Source organism: Cupriavidus sp. 05L310 (assembly GCF_056398185.1).
This window is the reverse complement of sequence record NZ_JBFTOX010000066.1, coordinates 27,078-45,954: the sequence shown is the minus strand read 5'-3', so window position 1 is coordinate 45,954 and position 18,877 is coordinate 27,078. Positions and strand designations below refer to the sequence as shown.

The following is an 18,877-nucleotide window of genomic DNA, read 5'->3' as shown; positions in this document are numbered from 1 at the left end:
ATGTGAGCTTCGCTCGATTAGTACAGTCCTCCCCGAACGGGCCACAGCGGTGGGGTGAACCATTGAATCCGGTACCCGAATAAAACGGGCAATAGAGTCAAAAGGATGGATGCCCGCCGGGGTTTTGCGAGCCTGCCCCTCCTTCTCGCGTGGTGGCGTCTCCCATATTTGTCACAGGGGAAACGTCCGCTCCCGTCTGCGCTTTCATCATCTTTTCAATATTGGTGCCCGACCAAGATTGCCGAAGGATGCTCTGGCTAATTTTCGCTTTTCCAAGCGCTCCAAATGCAAAAGACGCACAGAAGCCGGAGAATGCACTGAATACCCCTCCAGTCAGGCTCGCCGCGTAGCGTAGGGGATGTGCGTGGAGCGTTACGATAATTTGCACCAGATAAAGAGACACGCCCATACAGAAGCAAGAAAAGAGGGCCCAAAAAAGCGCTCTCGATCGATCCCGCTGCTCATGAGCGACGATCAATAACATGTGAATTTGGCTGGTGCGGATCGCGACGGCGATGTCATGTTGCTTCTTCTCCTTCTTCTCCCTGTCTTTTCGGCGCTTGTCAGCCCATGAGTTGGAGAGGCTCTCCAAAATACGCGAGATAAAAGGTGTGAGAAGGTTTACCAAAATTCCGACGACTATGGTTCCCGCCCACCAACTTGGACTTTGCAGGTTCCTGAGAAACTCTTCCATAGCGCTACTCCCCCGTTATTTCCTATTGCTTCTCGCCTACGCCGGCACCTAGCTTTGTTTGCTTCACGTTTCGGACACTATCATTCCACCCATTATTGAGCACCGCTTGCGCCGACCAGTGCAACTTCTTTGGCAAGTGCTTTATAGAAATCGACCGGACCAACGACGATCACCCTGGCCAGTTCCGAGGAACGCTCCTTAGATAGAGAGGCTCCGAACTTCATGACCTCGCGAGTTAGCTCGATGTATTGCTCAAGCTTGGCCTCTGCCTCTGGGAGGTCGAGAATTTTAAGTGTCATTCGAGCACGACGGATCGGCTGGTTATTATTAAGAATGTTTGCTTTTGCAGCATCATAATCCAGCACACTTTTCAGTCCTTGCACCTTGTTACTGACCGCAGTGGCGTAACTGCCGATCAAGTGCTCGAACTCTGTCACATCGTTGGCTGCTTGCATGAGCAATTCAAACCTACGCTTCGTAAGTTCCTTCCGGGAATCGTATCGATGACCAAGCTTGGCGAGGACATAGGTTGATACCCCGCCAATTACCGTGCCTGCAATCGTCCCAATCACGGGAAAGCCAATTTTCACTGCATCGGCGAGCAGTTGTACTTCCTGAGGCGTCATAAGACCTTCTGATTATCAAGTGCAGGTGTATGCATCACCTTGGTACGCAACCGTTCCAAGGAACCAGTTACTGTCATCCTTCGTGAGAACGAACGCATTGGCGCCAGCCGCACCAATCTCGTTTCTAAGGCTGGTTTCGCCAATCGCCTTCATTACAGTCGGGTCCTTCCCCATGCTCATGATTCGGTCGTTGTACTGAACCACGCGAACGAATTTACAGGCCCTTGCTTGTTCGGCTGTTATTACGCGAACGCGGGACCCTGCATCGGTCATAGGCGGGGCACTGGCGCAGGCTGCGAGTGTAGCGACCAGACCAAAAATGGCTACCTTCACTGATCTTGTGGTGATTCCGGTCATCAGGTGTTTCCTTGCGGCGGATTGAGGGAGTTAGCGAAGGGGGGTGCGGATCGACGGCAGAAAGTTTAAGGACTGAGTAGTTTCGTGTCTACACAGAGCCGCCCCATGTCCGAAGGTACTTACTCGTGAAATCAGGCCCCGCGATCTGCGGAAGGCCCCCGCCCCCCCCAGGGGGGTACTTTGCCGATTCCCTTTCGTTTTCCCTGGGAGCGGCCCCACTCGTCAAGCCTTGAACAACAACGAAATGGCCGAGACTTTAGCCCCTTTTTTGAAGAGGTCTCGAAGAACCGAAGGGGGTACATGTCTGGGCCAGCTTGAAGAAGCCAGCGAGAAGGAGCAAACCCCGAAGCATCAGCCCGAGGGACACCCAGCGACACCAGCCGAGGAGCAGAGGGACTGGAGGAAATCCGGCTGGAAGGCTGGAGGCATTGGCCAGTTGACATTGGATACTTGGCTTATTGGTATTTGGCTCACAAGAACGTGCATGGCATTGAATGACCTTGCGTACCACCAGAGGAAGCGAGCAGAGAAGCAAAACAGCCGTTTTCTCGGTCTGGACTACACACCCCCAACCCAACTGAAAAAACCGCTCCAACCCAACGGTGTTCGCGTGTCCTGAGTTACAGGGGCAACGCCATACAGGCACCCACACCTTCCACAGTGGGGGCGGCTGTCTTGAGGCATTCTTCCCTCCCCTGCCTCGTTACTGGAGAATAAAGCGTGCTTGGTGGGACATAAGTGGCCGCGTTGGTGTCCACCTGAGCAGTTTGAGTAGCCTGAGGAGCCTGGGTAGTTGGTGCTTGGTTATTGACCATGGTTTGAGGCGGCGAATTCAATATCTCGAGAAGCCAGCGCTGTTGGTCGACATACCAAGCAATAAGGCAAGCGTTGTCCGTGCAATTCTTGTTGCGCCAGTTCCAATTCTGACGCGCTATTTCTGTGAAGATCCGTTTGTCCGGAGCGGCGGCTTTTGCTCGGGCGAAATTGGCCGCCAAGCCGCGATCCATAGCAGCAAGATCAGCATCGTCGCAGATCAGTTTCTCGGAAATTGAACGCGCCTTGTTGCAGTCGAAACTCGTAATATTCGGTTCCTTTCTGGTAGCCTGTGCATCAAGACCCGGATAGGCGGGGGCGACGATTGAAGATGTCGGGTATTGAGATGCGTCTGCATTGGACGAACGGTCGATCGTCCTGGCGTATGGACCGGAAGGCGAGGGGGCAACGGTTGCGGGTGCTGGATATTGAGATCCGTCAGCATTGGGCGAACGGTCAACACCCCTGAGGAAAAAGGCTGCGCACACCAACCCTCCCAGCCCCCAAAAAATCCACTTGTTCGACACGCCATTAGGTACCGATGGGTGCGCGGCGTAACGAGGCGAAGCATCCTTCGACTGATCGTTGGGCGTTGGCGCCTCGCGATCAGAGTCAGTCGATGCCTCGCGATTAGAGTGAGCGCGTGCCTCTGAGTTTGAATGGGCGTGCTCTTCTTGGGCAATTCTCTCATCGTACCGACGCCTAGCTTCTGGGTCGCCCAAGATCGCGTACGCCTCGTTGAGAATCTTCATGATTCTCGTGGCGTCAAGACTACTGTTCCTGTCGGGGTGGTAGCGCTGACTAAGCGCCCTGTACGCAGCTTTGATAACGTCCGGTGGCGCATTGCGCGATACCTTCAGATTGTCATAGTGCGTGTGAACTCTTGTCATTTCTGTTCTCGTTGTACTTATGGAAGATGGCGACGGATGCCATTACCCCTTTAATAACGTCCCGTTCTTTCATTATTTAGAGTGACCAGGGCACTTGCCACGTGTCGGGAAATGCCCGGAGCATTTTACTGGACCTTGATGGCCTTGGGGGCACTAAGGACCTGATCCTGCCCCAACGCATAGGGGGTACTTGGCCCAGCAAGCCTCAAGAGAATTGGCCAGCCTTGCTCGCAGCAGGGCCAGTCGAGGCAACACCACAAACCTACGGTGCCGACCAAGCGAGACCTCCGTGGCTCCCCTTGGCAGGTCGGCGGCATTCGGCAACGCGGACTGTAGGCATTAGGGGAGTACGAAATCGACCGGTTACGGACATCCTCTGTAGCCCTGTACGAAACTAAGGGTTGACATGTTCCGTACATAGGATATGATTCGTACATCCAATTCGTACAGATCAAGTGAGTCAACCATGAGCCGAGTCTTTGCATACTGCCGCGTCTCCACCGCTGACCAGACCACCGACAACCAAGTTAAGGAGATCGAGGCAGCAGGCTTTGCCCTGAGCCCCAAGAGGATCCAAACGGAGACCATCAGCGGATCCGTAGCAGCCTTCCAAAGGCCTAAGTTCACCAAGCTGGTCGACAAGCTGGAAGCTGGGGATGTGCTGGTGGTGACGAAGCTGGACCGCCTTGGACGCAATGCCATGGACGTACGGGCCACGGTAGATAAGCTGGCTGCCGATGGTGTTCGGGTTCACTGCCTCGCGCTTGGAGGTGTCGATCTGACCAGCGCAGCGGGACGCATGACCATGCAAGTCTTGGCAGCGGTTGCGGAGTTTGAGCGTGACCTACTTATCGAGCGTACCAACAGCGGTATCAGCAGAGCCAGGGACGAAGGCAAGACCTTTGGCCGCCCGTCTGCCTTGAGCGCTGAGGATCAGCAGAAGGCGCTGCAGGGGATTTCCGAGGGTGTTCCTGTGGCGCAACTGGCGAGGGACTTTGGTACGACGAGACAGACCATCATGCGGTTGCGGGCCAAGGCGGCAGCCTAACGGCGCGTGACCCTGCCAAGTACCCCTGCGGGGCGTTTGGAGGGCCTGGGAGAGCCTTCAGGCGACTGGAGTACCTCAGGATGATCTTGGGCACGCTAAAGGCTCCTAAGGGCCCTGGGAGGCTCTTCAGGATCCCTTGAGGGTGATCTGTGACACATATTCATGCCATAGAAGAGAAGGCCCGCCGCGTTGCGGGCTTTTTCACGTCTGAGGCAGATCAAGTGATCGAAGACACATTCGACCACTATAGAAGACAGCTCACCTGATTGCCCAATCAAGCGGTCGGGTTTAAGCCTGATGGCAGACATACGTCCCATAGGAAGGCAGCCCACGAATAAGGCGACCGAGCGGTTTGGTTTGAGCCCCCTGCAAGACTTGCGCCCAATAGAAAGAAGCCCCCTTCTGAGTGACTGATGCCAGACATCAGCACTATAGGAAGGAGGGTCGAGGCTAGGTGATACATGCCCGACATTCTTCCTATAGAAAGAAGGCACCGATTCACCGACCGATCAGTTGGTTCTGTGTCTCATGCATTTCATACGTACATTAGAAGAGATACGTAGACATCGGTCGTAAAGACTATGACTGTCACACGATCAATAGCCGCTGACTTTCTACGCACACTTAGATGAAGCAGACACCACCGATAGATTTTTTCGATTTAGTAACAAGAGATGATAGATACCATCAAACCAAAAAGGATCCTTCGCCCCAAGTCCAAGAATGGGGAGAAGACCAGCGCCAAGGAACTCGCCATAGCCATGGGACACGCTACGTTCCTGTGGAGATGCCATAGAGGCCACGGGCTGGCCCCATTCAGTACCAAGGGACAAGGACAGTGCATGCAGTGCAAGCGAGCGCATGCGACAGCTTCCTTGGCCCGTAAAGCACTCCAAGGAGCGACTAGCTCCGACCAGCGGAGCAGAGAAGCGCCAGAGACCGCTTAGAGACGCTTTAGAGCCTCTCAGGGTGCCTTGAGTACTCACCCCCCATTCGAGACCGTTTAAGACGCCCAGAACGCTTCCTACAGCGACTTGCTGAGGGTCTAACCACATCCCCAAGTTACCACCACCTTTGCGGCCCATCCGGGCGAGCCGCAGGGACTTCCTTTATCCATGCCCGAGAACAAAGAGAACACATCAAAATGACGAAGATCACCAAGACCACCACCACGAAGAAGCAGCTTGCCGAGAAGGCCCACAAGAAGGGCCAGAAGACCTTCATGGCTGAGTGTCGACACCACGGCAGGACCAAGCATTACGCGAGCACCGGTAAGTGCGTGCAATGCGAAGTGAAAAGGGTCGCCAAGCACTATGAGCGGGCGGACAGTGACCCAGCATATCGCGGGGCCCATCGCGAGAAGAACGCGGCCACCCAATGGCGCAAGGTCACTGGCGGACGGATGCACGAAGGGTATGAGACCGAGCGGGAGACGCTGCGGAAGATCTATACCGACTGCCCTGAAGGCTGGCAGGTCGACCACAGCATCCCTAAGGGTGGCGATACCTGCGTAGGTCTCCATACGACAGCCAATCTTGGGTATGCCGACAAGCGGACGAACATGCGGAAAGGTACCCAGTTTGACCCTGCCCGCATTCGGTCCCAAAGGCCGCTTAACGACCACAAAGACGGAGCCTATGACCCCCGGCTGTCTGAACGTGATTACGAGATGGCAGTGATGCTTGCCGCCCTGTTTGCAGATACCGAGGATGACCTGGGGGTCCTAAAGAACGACCCCTGCCCGATCAATCGACTGGTCTACAGGCTGCTTACGAAGGATACGACCACGATGTACAGACCCTTGGGCGTGGCCCCGTACCGGGATGCACTGGCGACCGTGGAGGCTGAGCTTGCCCACTGGCGAGGCGAGCTGGCGAAGCTGGCAGCGAATGAAGGGACCATGAAGGAGGCCGCATGATATCTCATATCCGTCGACCACCAGCGCCGCTGACTTTCAGCCGAAATGAGCTTAAGCACTGGGCCCGTGATCTGGGCCTCAACGTCTGGCCTTGCTACTGCAGGACATGCGGCAAGGTGACACCACACCATATCGATGATGACCAGTGCTCAGACTGCGTCTATGCAGAAGCCCTGAGGCAACACAAGGAGCAGCAGCAATGACCACCGAAGGCGAGAAGAACGTATGGCTGGCTGCAGCTGGTCTTGCCCCATGGCCCGAGGATCGGTCTCGGATTGACGATCCCGCGAAGCACCTGCCGGATCCCAACTCAGTACGCCACCTGACCAAGGGGAAAGCTGGGCGACCTACAGGAGCCACTGCGGGATGGAACCGCAGGGACCGGGAGATCGAGCTCGCTATGGCGAATGCTACAGCCAAGGCCGATGTCGAGTTCTTGTGGAGTCACCAGCGGTGGCCCAGGTACCCAGAGCAGCTGCAGGGGTACAAGAAGATCCCGAAGAGCCTCTGGAAATGCTGGATTGCCATGCGGACCCGGCGAGGCCTGAGCACCGAGATCAACCCCTTGAGCGCTGAGCTACACAGTAGCGGCGTGGCTTAGCCCACAGTTGCACAATTTTTGGGCAGAAAGCGTTACATAAGCCCTTAGACCTACTACAGGATCGCTTCTTTACGCAAGAAACATGCACGGAAGGTGCCGAGCTACAGCATATCCCGCCAGAACCCCCCTTAGGTAGTCACCAAGACTCACCAGGTTTCCCACGGAAGCCTCAGGTACCCACCAGCCACTTGGGTGGAAATCACCTAAATCAGCACCCTTCTAGAGACCACCTTCCAAGCAGTTTCCATGGACTTAGGAACACCTAATTACTGTGTATTCCACGCAAATTAGGGGCCTCTCGATGTCGGTCTTCCCCACTCTGTGCCCTCTTCCACGGTCGCCCTCTTTATCTTTAAAGGGAAGAATATAAGTCATTGATAGTTAAGGTATTTTTTCCTTTTTGACCGATGTTTTCCATCACTTTTTCTCGTCCAATCTACCAAGTATGTACAACGATCTACCCTACCTCAATTGGTCTGAAGTCACAGACCCCGATCTGTACCAATACCCGGAGCTATTCGAAGTCCGCACGTACACCGAAGCAGAACTTCAGCAACACCGGGAAACCTATCAACTACCGGTCTCCAAAGCTTATGGAGTCTTCAAAAGTGGTCTTCCGAAAAACGATGACGAGGACAGTCACTTCATCACCAAGGCTCGCCATGAGGCCGTAGCTTGGTCGGAGACTCCTGTACGAAGGGCGGACCTAAAGGACGCAGGGTGGCAGCTCCGGACTACCCGTAAGGGATCATTCCCCGTCACCCGCATGGTCCCCTATACCTGGGTCGATACGGAGACCGGAGAAGTGATTACCACCAATCCGAAAGAGAAGAGCGCCCGTAGGGTATCCAAGGCTCCCCCGACACCAGAGTCCATGTCCGACCGTTTCATCCGCTATTCGATACTGCTGAATACACTGTCGCCAGACAAGCGGGAATTTGTTCAGTACATCCTCAAGATGCGGAGCCGTAGGGGCGGACTGGTCGAGCCTCTTACTGCTGCTTTGGACAGGTGGGTTGCCTACCGGCACCCGGAGATCCTTCAGAACAACAAGGCACGCAAACGGGAATCCCTGAAGGGTCTCCTGTACAAGCTGGGGATACTTGCAGACGAGCAAACGTTGACCAGGGAGTACCAGCTGGCGGGGCGGAGTACCAAGGCCGACAAGTTGGCTGAGGCGTCCACAGCCGCAACTATCCTTAGGCCCCATGGTGCCCCACAGTGGGAGCAGGGAGCATCCATACCGGCGTGGATGATGGAGCTTGGCCCGAGCAGTCAGGATTGCGCCCCTCCGATGAGTGAGACCAACGATCTGACGAGTGGCTTGCCACGAAAAGCGACCCTGAGTGCAGCAGCTAACGATGAAGATGCAATAGCGGCATGAGTCCTCCAAATGATCCTGCCCAGTGCGATGAAGCAGGATCGAGCAAGTTGTCCCATGAGTGCCCCACTTGGGTACAATCAGGGTACATCAGGATTGGGACAACTCCCGTTCGCGTTTCGCTGTGTACTGCACCAAGAAACAAAAAGGGCCGCCCGAAGGCAGCCCCGATTGTTTGCGGATGGAGAGGTCGGTTTCGGGCGCTTACCCATCAATCCCCTGCGACTCCAGGTACTCGTCGTACGTGCCCAGGTAATCGGTCAGCGTGCCATCGTTACGCACTTCGATCACGCGCGTGGCCAGGCCGCTGACGAACACGCGGTCATGCGAGACGAAGACCAGCGTGCCGGTGAACTTGTCCAGCGCGATCTGCAGTGACTCGATCGATTCCATGTCCATGTGATTGGTCGGCTCGTCGAGCGCCAGCACATTGTGGCGACCCAGCATCAGCTTGCCCCAGATCATGCGGCCCTTCTCGCCGCCGGACAGCACCTTGACGGATTTCTTGATGTCGTCGGCGGAGAACAGCAGGCGGCCCATGGTGCCGCGCAGCGACTGGTCGTCGTCGCCGGCCTGGGTCCACTGGCTCATCCAGTCGATCAGGTCGCGGTCGACCGGGAATTCCTCGAAGGTGTCCTGCGGCATATAGCCGACATTGGCGTTCTCGGCCCACTTGATGGTGCCGCGATCGACTTCCACGCCGCCCTTGATGGTGCTGCCCAGCAGGCTGCGCAGCAAGGTGGTCTTGCCGGCGCCGTTCTCGCCGATGATGGCCACGCGCTCGCCGGCCTGGATCGCCATCGACAGGTTGTTGATGACCTTGCGGTCGTAGGTCTTGGTGATGCCTTCCGCTTCCACCGCCAGGTTGTGCAGCTTCTTCTCGAACTCGAAGCGGATGAACGGGTTCTGGCGCGATGACGGCTTGATGTCCTCGACCTTGATCTTGTCGATCTGCTTCAGGCGCGAGGTGGCCTGGCGTGCCTTGGACTTGTTGGCCGAGAAGCGGCGCACGAAGTCCTGCAGTTCGCCGATACGCTCCTTGGCACGGGTGTTGGCCGCCAGCTGGCGTTCGCGCGCCTGCATGGAGGCTTCCATGTAGTCGTCGTAGTTGCCCGGGTAGACCTTGAGCGTGCCGTAGTCCATGTCGGCCATGTGCGTGCACACGGAGTTCAGGAAGTGGCGATCGTGGGAAATGATGATCATGGTGGAATTGCGCTCGTTGAGCACTTGTTCCAGCCAGCGGATCGTATTGATGTCCAGGTTGTTGGTCGGCTCGTCGAGCAGCAGCACGTCCGGGTTCGAGAACAGTGCCTGCGCCAGCAGCACACGCAGTTTCCAGCCCGGCGCCACGTTGCTCATGGTGCCCTGGTGCTGGTCGGTGGGGATGCCCACGCCCAGCAGCAGTTCGCCGGCACGCGCCTCGGCCGTGTAGCCGTCGTACTCGGCATACTTGGCTTCCAGCTCGGCGGCCTTCATGTAGTCTTCGTCGGTGGCTTCGGGGTTCGCGTAGATGGCGTCGCGCTCGGCGGCGGCGGCCCACATCTCGGTGTGGCCCATCATGACCACGTCCAGCACACGCATGTCTTCATAGGCGAACTGGTCCTGGCGCAGCTTGCCCAGGCGCACGCCCGGCTCCAGCATGACGGTGCCGGCGGACTGTTCGAGATCCCCGCCGAGGATCTTCATGAAGGTCGACTTGCCGCAGCCGTTCGCGCCGATCAAGCCGTAGCGGTTGCCCTCGCCGAACTTGACCGAGATATTCTCGAACAACGGCTTGGGGCCGAACTGCATGGTGATGTTTGCGGTAGAAAGCACGTCTGGAACCTTGTATGGATGATGAGGCGCGGGACTCGCGCTTGCCTCGGGCTGCCGCTTGCCAAGGACCGGGCAAAATGCTGATCGCTTGGCAGCGTGGGCGGCTAAAGGCCCGGCGTGGCGACCTGGCGGTGCGTTGGCGCGGGGGCCCTGGCGGGGAAATCGGGAAACAACCCGCGATTTTACCACTCGCGGGCAAAGGAACGAAGCGATAGGCCTCAGATGTGGGTGGATACCGCTGCTTTCAACACCGGATACCCCGACAGCGACAGCGAAAAGCCGTCCGCACGTGCGCTCAACTGCGCCTGCCCGCCCACCGGCAGGGTCAGCTTGCGCGGGCAGTGGCCGAACGGCAGGCCGGTGAGCACCGGCACGTCCAGCCGCTCCTGCAGGTAAGCCACCACCGCGGGCAGGTCGTAGCCATTGTCGTAATCGGTCACGCGGTAGTTGGAGAAGTCGCCCAGCACGATCGCGCGCTGCGCGCCAAGCACGCCGGCCTGGTCCAGCTGCAGCAGCATGCGCTCGATCCGGTATGGCGGCTCGTTGACGTCCTCGAGGAACAGGATGCCGCCCTCCACGGCCGGCATGAAGGGCGTGCCCAGCAAGCTGCACAGCATCGCCATGTTGCCGCCCCACAGCGTGCCCGACAACGTGCCGGTAAAGGGCTGGCCGCCGGCCTGCGGCGCGGCCACGTCGACGGCATACGCCGGATTGCGCAGCACGCCGTCGAAATGCTCCCACATGAACGGATCGACCACGTCCACACCGAAATCCGCCAGCAGCATGGGGCCGGCGAAAGTGACCCCGCCCGTGGCCGCCAGGTAAGCCAGCTGGAAGGCCGTGAAATCGCTATGCCCGACGATTGGCGTCTGGCTGGCGCGCGCCTGTTCGGCGATGCGGGCGAAGTCCACGCGCTCCAGCAACCGCGCAATGCCGTAGCCGCCCCGCACCGCCAGCGTCAGCTCGTGCGCCATGCCGGTGCCGATGGCATGCAGGTCCGCCAGGCGCTCGGCATCGCTGCCGCCGAAGCGCAGGTAGCGGCGCGCCAGCACGTCCGGATTGCCGACATGGAAGCCATGTCCCTTGAGCCAGGCGCAGCCGCGCGCGGCGATGGCGACATCGTGCGGATAGCCCGACGAAGCGATCAGGCGGACTTCAGTGGGTGGCGTGGGCGTGGTCGTGGGCTGGCTCATGCTTCGGGGTTTTGGCTTGGGTCGGTTTCAGTGGAACGAGTGGTGACTTCGGGGCTGCAATGCGCGCAACCCGGCGCGACGGGCCGGGCATCGCTCCCGGAAGCGTCGCCAGCCGCTGCCTGCGCCGCTGCCAACGCCGCTTTCTGGGCAGCCTTCTGCGCCCGGCGCCTGCCGCCGAAGAAATCCTTCAGCATGCGCGAGCAGTCGTCGGCCAGCACACCGCCGGCGATCGTGGTCTGGTGATTGAGCTGGGCCTGCTCGAACAGGTTGAGCACGCTGCCGGCGGCGCCCGTCTTGGGATCGGTGGCGCCAAACACCACGTGGCGGATCCGCGCATGCAGGATGGCGCCGCTGCACATCACGCACGGTTCCAGCGTCACGTACAACTCGCACTCCGGCATGCGGTAGTTGCCGATCACCTGCGCGGCGGCGCGCAGTGCCTCCATTTCCGCGTGGGCGGAGGGATCGACCGAGCGGATCGGCAGGTTATGGCCGCGGGCGATGATGGTGTCGTTCCACACCACCACCGCGCCCACCGGCACTTCGCCGGCGGCTTCGGCCAGGCGTGCCTCGTCGAGCGCGGCCTGCATGTAGCGGCGGTCGCGCTCCAGGGCGGGATCGGCACTGGCGTCGGCCGCCTGCGGCGGAAGGATCGGCGCGTTCATCTCGGCTGGCATGCGCTGGGTCGGCCGCCTCAGTCCTGCGCGGGCAGGGTGAAGGCGGCGCTGACCTCGGACCAGCAGTTCGGGGTCTCGAACAGCACCAGGCGCGTGAGCTGCAACTGGTGGCCAAAGCAATCCTTGAACACCGGCGCGAGCATGTCGAAGGCGATCTGGGCCAGGTTCTCCACGGTGGGAATCGCATCGAGCACGACCGTCTTGTGCCCGTCCATGGTCTGCAGGAAATTCAGCAGCGCCGTGTCGCCGCGATAGATCAGGAAGGCGTGGTCCCACTTGGAGACCAGGTGCTCCGTGGCCAGCGCCTTGATATCGCTGAAATCCAGGATCATGCCCTCGTCCGAGGCACCGGCGCGATGCAGCACCTCGCCCGACAGCGTCAGGTCAAGGCGATAGCGATGGCCATGGATGTTGCGGCACTGGCCGCCATGGTTGGGGATACGGTGGCCGGAGTCGAACTCCAGCCGGCGGGTAATGGAAACTTGCTTGTTCATGAGGGCCGATGGGTGCCGAGGGGATGCCGAAGCGTGCCGGTGCGATTTACCGGATGCCTAACAGCTTGTGGGTTTGCAGCGAGAGGCGCCAGAGCGGGCGGCGCTGGCAGAAGTCCACCGCGAGGGCGGTATTCTGCCGTGCCAGCGGGCCGTCCATGGCCTGCACCAGGAAATAGCGGAAATCAAGGCGCTCGTATGCGGCGAAATCCTGGCCATCCTGGGGAATCACCACCTTGAGCTCGTCGCCGCGCTTGACCACCAGTTCGGCGCCCATCTTGGGGCTCACGCAAACCCAGTCGACGCCGTCCGGCACCGGCAGCGTGCCATTGGTCTCGATGGCGATCTCGAAGCCGCGCGCATGCAGGGCGTCGATCAGGGGCGCGTCAAGCTGCAGCAGCGGCTCGCCGCCGGTGCAGACCACCAGCGGCCGTCCGGCGGCGCTGCTCTCCACGGACTGCGGCCACTGGGCCGCGACCATGTCGGCGAGCGCATCGGCGGTGCGGTACTTGCCGCCCTCGGTGCCGTCGGTGCCGACGAAGTCGGTATCGCAGAACTGGCAGACCGCGCTGGCACGGTCTTCCTCCCGGCCGCTCCAGAGATTGCATCCGGAGAAGCGGCAGAACACTGCGGCACGGCCCGCGTTGGCGCCTTCGCCCTGCAGTGTGTAGAAGATTTCCTTGACGGCGTAAGTCATGCTGGCTGGTAAAGCTTTAGGTAGCTGTAGGTAATTGTGGGTGATGCAGTCACGATGCGGCCCGACGGCGAGGCGCGTCGGCGAAACACGTCGGCGGAGCGCTCAGGCCGGGGGCCGGCAAACTGCGCATGGCGCAGGCAAGTCCCGGGTCGCGCATGGCGGAGGCCGGGAGGAGTGTTCCAGGGGAGCGACGCGCGGCGAATGGCGGGCAAGCTGCGGCTAACTCGCTATTTTCGCACAGGTACGGGATCGGCTCCAGCCGCCCCCTCTTCTACCTCCTTCCCCTGCTCCGGAGACAAGTCTGCTCCGGGCCACATACCCGCCTAGACTTTCGCCCAGCCGGCCGTACGCAACCGCTCGCCGACAAAGTCCAGGAAACTGGCAATGCGCGCCGAAAGCTGGGTGTTGAGGTAGTAGACCGCATTGATGGACTGCCGTTCGTCGATGGTGCTCCCCATCAGCACCTGGACCAGATCGCCGCGGCGCCGGTCGGCCTCGGTCATGAAATCGGACAAACAGACCAGCCCCTCGCCGGCCAGCGCCAGCTGGCGCAGGGTCTCGCCGCTGGACGCCGCCAGATGCGGCGCAATCTGCACCTCCTCGCCCATGGCGCCGCGCAGGGGCCAGCGGTTGAGCGAATCCGGCTGGTTGAAGCCCAGCAGGCTGTGGCCGGCAAGGTCCGCCACCGTTTCCGGGCGACCCCTTGCCTTCAGATAGGCTGGACTGGCCAGCACGCGCACCCGGCTGCTGGCCAGGGACCGGGCATGCAGCGTGGAATCGCGCAGCGGGCCAATACGGATCGCCACGTCGGTGCGGTGCTCCAGCAGGTCGATGATCTGGTCGTTGGTATTGAGTTCCAGCTCGATCCCGGGATAGGCGCGGCGGAATTCCCCGACCAGCGGCACGACCACATGCAGCATGAAGGGCGATGCCGCATTGACCCGCAGCCGCCCCACCGGCTGCTGGCGGCGCACGGCCATCTGCTCCTCCGCCAGTTCGACCGAGGCAAGGATGGCGCGGCCATGCGCCAGCAGCGCCTCGCCCTCCTCGCTCAAGGCCAGCCGCCGGGTGGTCCGGTGCAGCAACGTCGTGCCCACCTTCTCCTCCAGGCGGCTCAGCGCGCGGCTGATCCCCGACACGGTCTGCCCCAGTTGCTCGGCCGCGGCCGTAATGGAGCCGCTATCCACCACAGTGGCAAAGGCCTGCAGTTCTTCGAGAGTGATCTTCATTCTTGAATACTAATCAAATATCTTATCCAGATCACCCACTTATTCCGCAACAAAGACAGCGGCAAACTGCGCCCATCCCAATTCCCGGACGCTCCTGGAGCTAACCATGCCCATTGCCCTGTTCGCGCTGACCATCAGCGCGTTTGCCATCGGTACCACCGAATTCGTCATCGTCGGCCTGATTCCCACCATCGCCGCCGACCTCAGGATCACGCTGCCCTCGGCCGGGCTGCTGGTCAGCCTCTATGCGCTCGGCGTGGCCATTGGCGCCCCCGTGCTGACCGCCCTCACCGGCCGCCTGCCGCGCAAGGCGCTGCTGCTGTCGCTGATGGCGCTGTTCACGCTGGGCAACCTGCTGGCATGGAAGGCACCCGGCTACGAATCGCTAATCCTGGCGCGGATACTGACCGGCCTGGCCCACGGCGTCTTCTTCTCGATCGGTTCCACCATCGCTACCAGCCTGGTGCCGAAGGAAAAGGCCGCGAGCGCGATCGCCATCATGTTCACCGGGCTGACGGTTGCCCTCGTCACAGGCGTGCCGCTGGGCACCTTTATCGGCCAGCATTTCGGCTGGCGCGAGACCTTCCTCGCGGTGTCGGCGCTCGGCCTGGTGGCCTTTGTCGGCAGCCTGATGTTCGTGCCGGCCAATATCCGCCACAGCGCCCCGGCCTCCCTGCTGCAACAGGCCAAGGTGCTGGCGGAGCCCCGCCTGCTGCTGGTCTACGCCAAGACCGCGGTCGGCTATGGCGGTTCGTTCATCCCCTTCACCTTCCTCGCCCCCATCTTGCAGGATGTGTCGGGCTTCAGCGCCGGCGCGGTCGGGCTGGTCATGCTGGTCTACGGCGTGTCGGTCGCCGCGGGCAATATCTGGGGCGGACGCCTGGCAGACCGCCACGGTCCCATTCCCGCGCTCAAGATCGTGTTCCTGCTGCTGGCGCTCGTACTGTTCGCCCTGACTTTCACCGCAGCGCACCGCTGGCTGGTGGTAGCTACCGTGCTGGCATGGGGCGCAGTTGCCTTCGGCAATGTGCCGGGCCTGCAGGTCTATGTGGTCAAGCAGGCGGAGCGCTATGCGCCGGATGCGGTGGATGTGGCATCGGGCCTGAATATCGCCGCATTCAACCTGGGCATTGCCGGCGCGGCGTGGGCCGGCGGACTGATCGTGACCCACATGGGACTGATGCATACGCCGTGGATTGGCGCGCTGGTGGTGCTGGTGGCACTGGGCCTGACCGCCTGGAGCGGCCGCCTGGACCGGCTTGACCAGCAACCCGCCGCCGAACGCGAACTGGCGGCCAGCGGGGCCTGAGCCCGGCGCGCCACCCCTGCGGACGAGGCCGCCCATGGCATGATGCTAAGGTGGCCTCGCCGCCTTTCCCCTCGGCATGGCGCCAGGACGGGCGCCCTTCGGTCAGGACAGACCGAGATAATCGCGCTTGCCAATCGGCACGCCCTTATGGCGCAGGATGTCGTAAGCGGTGGTCACGTGGAAATAGAAGTTTGGCAGCACAAAGCCCAGCAAATAGGTTTTGCCGTCGAACGTCACCGGATTGGGCCGCAGCTTGAGTTCGATGGTGCGCGTCTCGCTGCCTTCAAGCTGGGCGGACTCGATGGTCTTCAGGAACGCCACCGTCCTGGCAATGCGCTCCTGCAGTTCCGGGAAAGTGGTCTCGGTGTCGGCGAAGGACGGCATTTCGATTCCCGCCAGCCGCGCCGCGCAACCCTTTGCGCTATCGCTGGCGCGCTGCACCTGCGCCGACAGCGGGTCCATATCCGCCACCAGCCGGGTCTGGATCAAATCGGCAGGATCCATGCCCTGCGCCTGCGCAAAGGCGGCGCCCTTGTCCAGGATGGCCGACAGGCTGCCGAATGCCCGCATAAAGGCGGGGATCGATACTTCATACATCGAAAGTGACATGGGGGAGTCCTTGGGTGGGATTGCCGAACGCGCCATCCTGCCGGTGCGCGAATTGCGCCCCTGCCCGGGTGAGCGACACGGCGAGGATAAACCCTCCGGCAGTTTTTCGCCGGCCGGCTGCTGGCGCGTGGCATGCTACTGCTGACCGAGGAACTCGGCGTTACGCGTCAGCCGTCTGCCATTCAAGCTCGTGAACAACCCAAAAAGCGTCCAGCGGCTGGCGAACGCCTTCCACCACTGGCGACGTTTTCGTGTTGATCCGGCGCGCCGCGGTGGCCCGGCTGCCGCCCGATGCACAACACTACGGCCATACCAGGCTCCAGTGAGACCGCAAACGATGAGAACCGATCCGAACCCATTCCCCTCCGGCGATCCTCCCGGCCCCGAAGCGCTGGCCTATAGGCGCGCTTCCCGCCTGGTCAGGATGCTACGCGGGTGGTACATCCACCTGATGGTGTACATGGCCGTCAATGCATTCTTGTGGCTGCGGTACTTCTTCCTGCCTGCGCCGAACTGGACTCGCCATCACCTGGACAGTTGGCCGTGGCCGATGGGGACGACGCTGGCCTGGGGCCTGGCGCTGGGCCTGCACGGCCTGGTGGTCTGGATCCGGATCAGCGGCCGCGGGCGTGACTGGGAGGAGCGCAAGATCCGCGAGTTCATGGGCCGGGACTGAAGCGGCGGCCATCCACCCTGCCCCGGCCTACATCTGCCTGAACCGGTGCATGTAGGCCCGGGACACCGGCAATTCCGCCTGGCTGCCATGGAGCCGGACAAACAAGCGGCCGGTGCCGTCCCGCCGCGTGCCCGCCACATGGTTCATGTTGACGATGGTCGACCGATGGATCTGCCAGAACCACTCGGGATCGAGGCTGCAGGCCAGCTCCGCCAGCGGGGTGCGGATCAGGTGCTCGCCGTCGCGCGTATTGACCACCGTGTACTTATCGTCGCTCTGGAAGTACAACACCTCCTGGACCGGTACGTGGCTGGTCGTATCCCCCCGGCTCGCACGCACCCAGCGCAGCGGCTCGCTCGCCTCGGCGCCGCCGAGCCGGCACGTCAGCTGGCTCAGCAGCCGGGCCAGCTCGGGCGCAGGCGCGGCCTCGTTGAAGGCCTTGCGCAAACGCTCGACGGAGCGGGCAAGGCGCTCGTCGGTCACCGGTTTGACCAGGTAGTCGACCGCCTCCCGCTCGAAGGCCTCCAGCGCATACTCATCGTAAGCCGTGACGAACACCACCCTGGTGTCGGTTTCCAGCCCCTGCGCCACCTCCAGCCCGGACAGGCCGGGCATCTTGATGTCCAGGAAAGCGACGCTGGGCGACAGCCGGGAAATGGCTTCCGCCGCCTGCAAGCCATTGGAGACTTCCGCCAGCACCTGCATTTCGGGCCACAGGCGGGCCAGCTTGGCACGCAGGTGCGCGCGCAGGTGCTCTTCGTCGTCGGCGATCACGGCGGTCGGGGTCATGACGAATCTCCGTTCAGGTCATGGGAGGCAGGGGCAGGTCGATCAGGACGGCCGTGCCCGGGGAGCGCTCTTCGATCCGCACGTGCGCATCGCCGTCGTACAGGACGGCCAGCCGCTCGCGCAGGTTGGACAACCCAACCCCCGAGCCATCGGACGGTTTGAAGCCCAAGCCGTTGTCTTCGACGCAAGCCTGCATGCGATCGTTGCGGCGCTGCAGCCGCACCACCAGCCGGCCGCCCTCGATCTTGGGCTCCAGGCCATGCTTGATGGCGTTCTCGACCACCGGCTGCAACAGCATCGGCGCCAGCGGCGCCTTGGCCAGTCGGGGGTCGATGTCGATGGTGTAGTTCAGGCGCTCACCCATGCGGATCTTGATCACCTCCAGGTAATCGTGGAGCAGCGCAGCCTCCTGGGCCACGGTTCCCTGCGTTGAACGGCTCGCCGTCAGCGATGCCCGCAGGTAGGCGATGAAATGCTCGAGCATCAGCGTGGCACGGGGCGGAGACGATTCGATCAGGCTCACCACGTTCGCCAGCGTATTGAAGAGGAAATGCGGCTCGATCTGGGCCTGCAGCAATCGCATCTGCGCCTCGACCAGCTGTTTCTCGGTCGACAGCACACGGACCCGGTCGCGCGCCAGCAGTTCGGCGATCTTGCGTTCCTCCCACTGGCGGCCCAGCAGGCCGACACGGGTCCAGACCAACAGGCCGTGCACGGCCACGCCAGTGCCCCAGCCAAACAAGGGACCCAAAACCCACAGCCGATGCGGAACCGTCATCAGATTGATGACAACCAGGATCGTATTGATCGCCACATAGAGGATGGCGTGGGCATAGAAACCACGCAACGACCGGACGCGCCGCTTGGCATCGTCATAGGCGCGCTGGTCGGCGACGGTACGCCACAACTGGGTTGAGGTCGGCTGCAAAGGTGTAGGAATCGGGCTCGCACAGAGTTTGAGCTTACCACCGCAGATATGCGTTCCGCGGCGCTTTGCGCCGGACCGACGGAAATGCGGCGCCAGTGACGGATGATCAGTGGGCTCCTGATTTATGATAGTCAGC

General features: G+C 61.1%; 18 protein-coding genes. 5 read left to right on the top strand and 13 right to left on the bottom strand.

Annotated elements, in window-relative coordinates; all coding sequences use genetic code 11:
* Positions 1-97: 97 nt before the first annotated feature.
* The 4 genes from AC1DS6_RS35240 to AC1DS6_RS35225 form a co-directional block, all read right to left on the bottom strand.
* Positions 98-694 carry a hypothetical protein gene (locus AC1DS6_RS35240; protein ID WP_477104219.1) on the bottom strand — a complete coding sequence of 199 codons (597 nt, stop codon included), beginning with the start codon at positions 692-694 and terminating at the stop codon, positions 98-100.
* A 92-nt stretch (positions 695-786) separates the two neighbouring features.
* Positions 787-1,320 carry a hypothetical protein gene (locus tag AC1DS6_RS35235; RefSeq protein ID WP_477104218.1) on the bottom strand — a complete coding sequence of 178 codons (534 nt, stop codon included), beginning with the start codon at positions 1,318-1,320 and terminating at the stop codon, positions 787-789.
* A 15-nt stretch (positions 1,321-1,335) separates the two neighbouring features.
* Positions 1,336-1,677: a DUF4156 domain-containing protein gene (locus AC1DS6_RS35230; protein WP_477104217.1), complete on the bottom strand. Its 342-nt coding sequence runs from the start codon at positions 1,675-1,677 to the stop codon at positions 1,336-1,338.
* 620 nt (positions 1,678-2,297) lie between these two features.
* Positions 2,298-3,380 carry a DnaJ domain-containing protein gene (locus AC1DS6_RS35225; RefSeq protein WP_477104216.1) on the bottom strand — a complete coding sequence of 361 codons (1,083 nt, stop codon included), beginning with the start codon at positions 3,378-3,380 and terminating at the stop codon, positions 2,298-2,300.
* Between the two features lie 466 nt (positions 3,381-3,846).
* Here AC1DS6_RS35225 and AC1DS6_RS35220 point away from each other — a divergent pair, with 466 nt between their 5' ends.
* From AC1DS6_RS35220 to AC1DS6_RS35210, 3 genes are all read left to right on the top strand, one after another.
* Positions 3,847-4,428 (top strand): recombinase family protein, encoded by a 582-nt coding sequence (locus tag AC1DS6_RS35220; protein WP_477104215.1) that lies wholly within the window; start codon positions 3,847-3,849, stop codon positions 4,426-4,428.
* A 1,144-nt stretch (positions 4,429-5,572) separates the two neighbouring features.
* Complete coding sequence (locus tag AC1DS6_RS35215; RefSeq protein WP_477104214.1) at positions 5,573-6,346, top strand: hypothetical protein; 774 nt, start codon at positions 5,573-5,575, stop codon at positions 6,344-6,346.
* A 1,046-nt stretch (positions 6,347-7,392) separates the two neighbouring features.
* The gene (locus AC1DS6_RS35210; RefSeq protein WP_477104213.1) at positions 7,393-8,331 is read left to right on the top strand and encodes a hypothetical protein; all 939 of its coding nucleotides are present in this window, start codon (positions 7,393-7,395) and stop codon (positions 8,329-8,331) included.
* A 201-nt stretch (positions 8,332-8,532) separates the two neighbouring features.
* On the opposite strand, the gene AC1DS6_RS35205 is transcribed toward AC1DS6_RS35210, so the two are convergent.
* The 6 genes from AC1DS6_RS35205 to AC1DS6_RS35180 all read right to left on the bottom strand — a co-directional run bounded on the left by AC1DS6_RS35205 (position 8,533) and on the right by AC1DS6_RS35180 (position 14,430).
* Positions 8,533-10,143 carry an ABC-F family ATPase gene (locus AC1DS6_RS35205; RefSeq protein WP_441632488.1) on the bottom strand — a complete coding sequence of 537 codons (1,611 nt, stop codon included), beginning with the start codon at positions 10,141-10,143 and terminating at the stop codon, positions 8,533-8,535.
* A 218-nt stretch (positions 10,144-10,361) separates the two neighbouring features.
* Positions 10,362-11,336, bottom strand: a complete 975-nt coding sequence (gene ldcA, locus AC1DS6_RS35200; protein WP_477104212.1) for a muramoyltetrapeptide carboxypeptidase — start codon at positions 11,334-11,336, stop codon at positions 10,362-10,364.
* Positions 11,333-12,001 carry a tRNA adenosine(34) deaminase TadA gene (gene tadA / locus AC1DS6_RS35195; RefSeq protein WP_477104223.1) on the bottom strand — a complete coding sequence of 223 codons (669 nt, stop codon included), beginning with the start codon at positions 11,999-12,001 and terminating at the stop codon, positions 11,333-11,335. The genes ldcA and tadA overlap by 4 nt, the downstream gene beginning before the upstream one ends.
* A 29-nt stretch (positions 12,002-12,030) precedes the next feature.
* Positions 12,031-12,507: a 6-carboxytetrahydropterin synthase QueD gene (gene queD, locus AC1DS6_RS35190; RefSeq protein ID WP_477104211.1), complete on the bottom strand. Its 477-nt coding sequence runs from the start codon at positions 12,505-12,507 to the stop codon at positions 12,031-12,033.
* 46 nt (positions 12,508-12,553) lie between these two features.
* Complete coding sequence (queE, locus tag AC1DS6_RS35185) at positions 12,554-13,201, bottom strand: 7-carboxy-7-deazaguanine synthase (protein ID WP_276290641.1); 648 nt, start codon at positions 13,199-13,201, stop codon at positions 12,554-12,556.
* Between the two features lie 323 nt (positions 13,202-13,524).
* Positions 13,525-14,430 (bottom strand): LysR substrate-binding domain-containing protein, encoded by a 906-nt coding sequence (locus tag AC1DS6_RS35180; RefSeq protein WP_441632484.1) that lies wholly within the window; start codon positions 14,428-14,430, stop codon positions 13,525-13,527.
* Between the two features lie 106 nt (positions 14,431-14,536).
* Here AC1DS6_RS35180 and AC1DS6_RS35175 point away from each other — a divergent pair, with 106 nt between their 5' ends.
* Positions 14,537-15,739 carry an MFS transporter gene (locus AC1DS6_RS35175; protein WP_441632482.1) on the top strand — a complete coding sequence of 401 codons (1,203 nt, stop codon included), beginning with the start codon at positions 14,537-14,539 and terminating at the stop codon, positions 15,737-15,739.
* 102 nt (positions 15,740-15,841) lie between these two features.
* On the opposite strand, the gene AC1DS6_RS35170 is transcribed toward AC1DS6_RS35175, so the two are convergent.
* Positions 15,842-16,348 carry a DUF1993 domain-containing protein gene (locus tag AC1DS6_RS35170; RefSeq protein ID WP_477104210.1) on the bottom strand — a complete coding sequence of 169 codons (507 nt, stop codon included), beginning with the start codon at positions 16,346-16,348 and terminating at the stop codon, positions 15,842-15,844.
* A 337-nt stretch (positions 16,349-16,685) separates the two neighbouring features.
* Between AC1DS6_RS35170 and AC1DS6_RS35165 the strand changes: the two genes are divergently transcribed.
* Complete coding sequence (locus tag AC1DS6_RS35165; protein WP_477104209.1) at positions 16,686-17,024, top strand: 2TM domain-containing protein; 339 nt, start codon at positions 16,686-16,688, stop codon at positions 17,022-17,024.
* 27 nt (positions 17,025-17,051) lie between these two features.
* Here the strand turns inward: AC1DS6_RS35165 and AC1DS6_RS35160 are convergent, their stop codons facing one another.
* Together AC1DS6_RS35160 and AC1DS6_RS35155 are read right to left on the bottom strand one after the other, a co-directional pair.
* Positions 17,052-17,813, bottom strand: a complete 762-nt coding sequence (locus AC1DS6_RS35160; RefSeq protein WP_477104208.1) for a LytR/AlgR family response regulator transcription factor — start codon at positions 17,811-17,813, stop codon at positions 17,052-17,054.
* 13 nt (positions 17,814-17,826) lie between these two features.
* A complete protein-coding gene (locus AC1DS6_RS35155) occupies positions 17,827-18,741 on the bottom strand; it encodes a sensor histidine kinase (protein ID WP_477104207.1) in 915 nt (304 codons plus the stop codon).
* Between the last annotated feature and the right edge of the window lie 136 nt (positions 18,742-18,877).

Coding starts and splice junctions, on each gene's coding strand:
- AC1DS6_RS35240 (WP_477104219.1), bottom strand. CDS start 694: ATGGAAGAGTTTCTCAGGAACCTGCAAAGTCCAAGTTGGTGGGCGGGA.
- AC1DS6_RS35235 (WP_477104218.1), bottom strand. CDS start 1,320: ATGACGCCTCAGGAAGTACAACTGCTCGCCGATGCAGTGAAAATTGGC.
- AC1DS6_RS35230 (WP_477104217.1), bottom strand. CDS start 1,677: ATGACCGGAATCACCACAAGATCAGTGAAGGTAGCCATTTTTGGTCTG.
- AC1DS6_RS35225 (WP_477104216.1), bottom strand. CDS start 3,380: ATGACAAGAGTTCACACGCACTATGACAATCTGAAGGTATCGCGCAAT.
- AC1DS6_RS35220 (WP_477104215.1), top strand. CDS start 3,847: ATGAGCCGAGTCTTTGCATACTGCCGCGTCTCCACCGCTGACCAGACC.
- AC1DS6_RS35215 (WP_477104214.1), top strand. CDS start 5,573: ATGACGAAGATCACCAAGACCACCACCACGAAGAAGCAGCTTGCCGAG.
- AC1DS6_RS35210 (WP_477104213.1), top strand. CDS start 7,393: ATGTACAACGATCTACCCTACCTCAATTGGTCTGAAGTCACAGACCCC.
- ldcA (WP_477104212.1), bottom strand. CDS start 11,336: ATGAGCCAGCCCACGACCACGCCCACGCCACCCACTGAAGTCCGCCTG.
- tadA (WP_477104223.1), bottom strand. CDS start 12,001: ATGAACGCGCCGATCCTTCCGCCGCAGGCGGCCGACGCCAGTGCCGAT.
- queD (WP_477104211.1), bottom strand. CDS start 12,507: ATGAACAAGCAAGTTTCCATTACCCGCCGGCTGGAGTTCGACTCCGGC.
- queE (WP_276290641.1), bottom strand. CDS start 13,201: ATGACTTACGCCGTCAAGGAAATCTTCTACACACTGCAGGGCGAAGGC.
- AC1DS6_RS35180 (WP_441632484.1), bottom strand. CDS start 14,430: ATGAAGATCACTCTCGAAGAACTGCAGGCCTTTGCCACTGTGGTGGAT.
- AC1DS6_RS35175 (WP_441632482.1), top strand. CDS start 14,537: ATGCCCATTGCCCTGTTCGCGCTGACCATCAGCGCGTTTGCCATCGGT.
- AC1DS6_RS35170 (WP_477104210.1), bottom strand. CDS start 16,348: ATGTCACTTTCGATGTATGAAGTATCGATCCCCGCCTTTATGCGGGCA.
- AC1DS6_RS35165 (WP_477104209.1), top strand. CDS start 16,686: ATGAGAACCGATCCGAACCCATTCCCCTCCGGCGATCCTCCCGGCCCC.
- AC1DS6_RS35160 (WP_477104208.1), bottom strand. CDS start 17,813: ATGACCCCGACCGCCGTGATCGCCGACGACGAAGAGCACCTGCGCGCG.